The following is a 2,242-nucleotide window of genomic DNA, read 5'->3' on the forward strand; positions in this document are numbered from 1 at the left end:
GGCAAAGAGGCCACACCCGTTCCCATCCCGAACACGGAAGTTAAGCTCTTTAGCGCCGATGGTAGTTGGGGGATCTCCCCCTGTGAGAGTAGGACACTGCCAGGCTGGCTTTTTAATATGTCAGGAAGTTTACCATATTATTCCGCAGTAGCTCAGTGGTAGAGCATTCGGCTGTTAACCGAACGGTCGTAGGTTCGAGTCCTACCTGCGGAGCCATGCTTCCATAGCTCAGCAGGTAGAGCACTTCCATGGTAAGGAAGAGGTCACCGGTTCGAGTCCGGTTGGGAGCTTTTTATTTGTACAAGTTGTCGGCCCCTTGGTCAAGCGGTTAAGACACCGCCCTTTCACGGCGGTAACACGGGTTCGAATCCCGTAGGGGTCACCATATATTGGAGGATTAGCTCAGCTGGGAGAGCATCTGCCTTACAAGCAGAGGGTCGGCGGTTCGATCCCGTCATCCTCCACCATTTACTTCTTTCGGAGGGGTAGCGAAGTGGCTAAACGCGGCGGACTGTAAATCCGCTCCCTCAGGGTTCGGCGGTTCGAATCCGTCCCCCTCCACCATTTCTTAAATTTTTAATAAAGACATGTTATATATTCCGAGATGTTGGGAAATCTAATATTGTCAAGATGCAGTTAACTATTTCATTGGCATAAAGCTTTTGAGGAAGTTAACCATTATTTTTTAATGGGCTATAGCCAAGCGGTAAGGCAACGGACTTTGACTCCGTCATGCGTTGGTTCGAATCCAGCTAGCCCAGCCATATGAGCCATTAGCTCAGCCGGTAGAGCATCTGACTTTTAATCAGAGGGTCGAAGGTTCGAATCCTTCATGGCTCATCATTCATATTTGGCGGAAGTAGTTCAGTGGTAGAATACAACCTTGCCAAGGTTGGGGTCGCGGGTTCGAATCCCGTCTTCCGCTCCACTCTAGTTTCGTTTTTAAGGGGCCTTAGCTCAGCTGGGAGAGCGCCTGCCTTGCACGCAGGAGGTCAGCGGTTCGATCCCGCTAGGCTCCACCATCTAACTTTTTACTACATACACCATTTATCCTTAAATCTGAAAATGATTTAAGGTTTTTTTTATTTTTTGGACAGCTGCTGTTTTCTATAACCATAGGCTTATATCAAGAGTGATAAGGCGTTTGTAGCCCTGTTGAAAACGCATACTTATACATTTTTTTGTCGAGTTGAGTCATTCCTTTTTTACTTATAAAATAGATAGAGATAAGGGTAGAGGAGGAAATCATATATGAAAAAAATATCATTGGTTGGAGTGCCTATGGATTTAGGGCAGACACGCCGCGGGGTTGATATGGGGCCTAGCGCCATCCGCTATGCTGGAGTAATTGAGCGCTTAGAACATCTGAAATATGATGTTGAAGATAATGGGGACATTATTATTGGACGTGCAGAACGCCTGCATAATCCAAATGAAAGACTTAAGAACTTAAAGCTTGTAGCAGAAGGAAATGAAAAGCTGGCTGAAAAGGTCGACAAAATATTAGAAAACGGTGATTTTCCTCTTGTTCTTGGCGGGGATCATAGCATCGCCATTGGGACACTTGCCGGCGTAGCCAAGCATTACAGCAACTTAGGAGTTATTTGGTATGATGCTCATGGTGATTTAAACACAGAGGAAACTTCGCCATCAGGTAATATTCACGGGACTCCTCTAGCAGCCAGCTTGGGGTTTGGAAATCCCGTACTTACCAATCTCCACGGCTACGGTCCGAAAATAAAGCCGGAAAATGTAGTGGTAATAGGAGCAAGAGCACTAGACGAGGGTGAAAAAGAATTAATTAAGGAACAGGGCATTAAAGTATATACCATGCATGAAATAGACCGCTTAGGGATGGCAAAAGTTATGGAAGAAGCTATAAGTTATCTTAAAGATAAAACGGATGGCGTTCATTTATCGCTTGATCTTGACGGGTTAGATCCGATTGATGCACCAGGCGTAGGCACACCAGTAATGGGTGGAATCTCTTATCGTGAAAGCCACCTTGCCATGGAAATGCTTGCTGAATCTGAAATTATCACTTCGGCTGAATTTGTCGAGGTAAATCCCATCTTAGATGAACGCAACAGGACAGCAAAGGTTGCAGTTGCATTAATGGGCTCATTATTCGGAGAAAAATTAGCATAATACAAGAAAAGCGGAGAACGGTGCTTTTCTAATATCTTTTATTAAAGAACCATGATGAACTTAACTAGATAAATGCAATAACATTAGATGAAAA

1 protein-coding gene, 9 tRNA genes and 1 rRNA gene are annotated in these 2,242 nt (G+C 44.8%); all 11 read left to right on the top strand.

Going from position 1 to position 2,242, the window contains the following annotated elements; translation table 11 throughout:
* Positions 1–105, top strand: a 5S ribosomal RNA gene (rrf, locus tag JOC77_RS20980); the annotation flags it as partial.
* Between the two features lie 36 nt (positions 106–141).
* Positions 142–216, top strand: a tRNA-Asn gene (locus JOC77_RS20985).
* 1 nt (position 217) lies between these two features.
* Positions 218–290, top strand: a tRNA-Thr gene (locus tag JOC77_RS20990).
* A gap of 20 nt (positions 291–310) precedes the next feature.
* Positions 311–385, top strand: a tRNA-Glu gene (locus tag JOC77_RS20995).
* A gap of 6 nt (positions 386–391) precedes the next feature.
* A tRNA-Val gene (locus JOC77_RS21000) sits at positions 392–467 on the top strand.
* A 12-nt stretch (positions 468–479) separates the two neighbouring features.
* A tRNA-Tyr gene (locus tag JOC77_RS21005) sits at positions 480–564 on the top strand.
* 125 nt (positions 565–689) lie between these two features.
* Positions 690–764 (top strand) — tRNA-Gln (locus JOC77_RS21010).
* A gap of 3 nt (positions 765–767) precedes the next feature.
* Positions 768–840, top strand: a tRNA-Lys gene (locus JOC77_RS21015).
* Positions 841–853: 13 nt separating this feature from the next.
* Positions 854–928 (top strand) — tRNA-Gly (locus JOC77_RS21020).
* 18 nt (positions 929–946) lie between these two features.
* Positions 947–1,022, top strand: a tRNA-Ala gene (locus JOC77_RS21025).
* Between the two features lie 229 nt (positions 1,023–1,251).
* Positions 1,252–2,148, top strand: a complete 897-nt coding sequence (gene rocF, locus JOC77_RS21030; RefSeq protein ID WP_204548576.1) for an arginase — start codon at positions 1,252–1,254, stop codon at positions 2,146–2,148.
* Positions 2,149–2,242 lie beyond the last annotated feature (94 nt).

Source organism: Peribacillus deserti, assembly GCF_016909175.1.
In the GTDB taxonomy this organism is placed as follows: Bacteria; Bacillota; Bacilli; order Bacillales; family DSM-1321; genus Paraperibacillus; species Paraperibacillus deserti.

Excerpts from the sequence above, each read along its gene's own strand:
- rocF (WP_204548576.1), top strand. The coding sequence starts at position 1,252 with ATGAAAAAAATATCATTGGTTGGAGTGCCTATGGATTTAGGGCAGACA.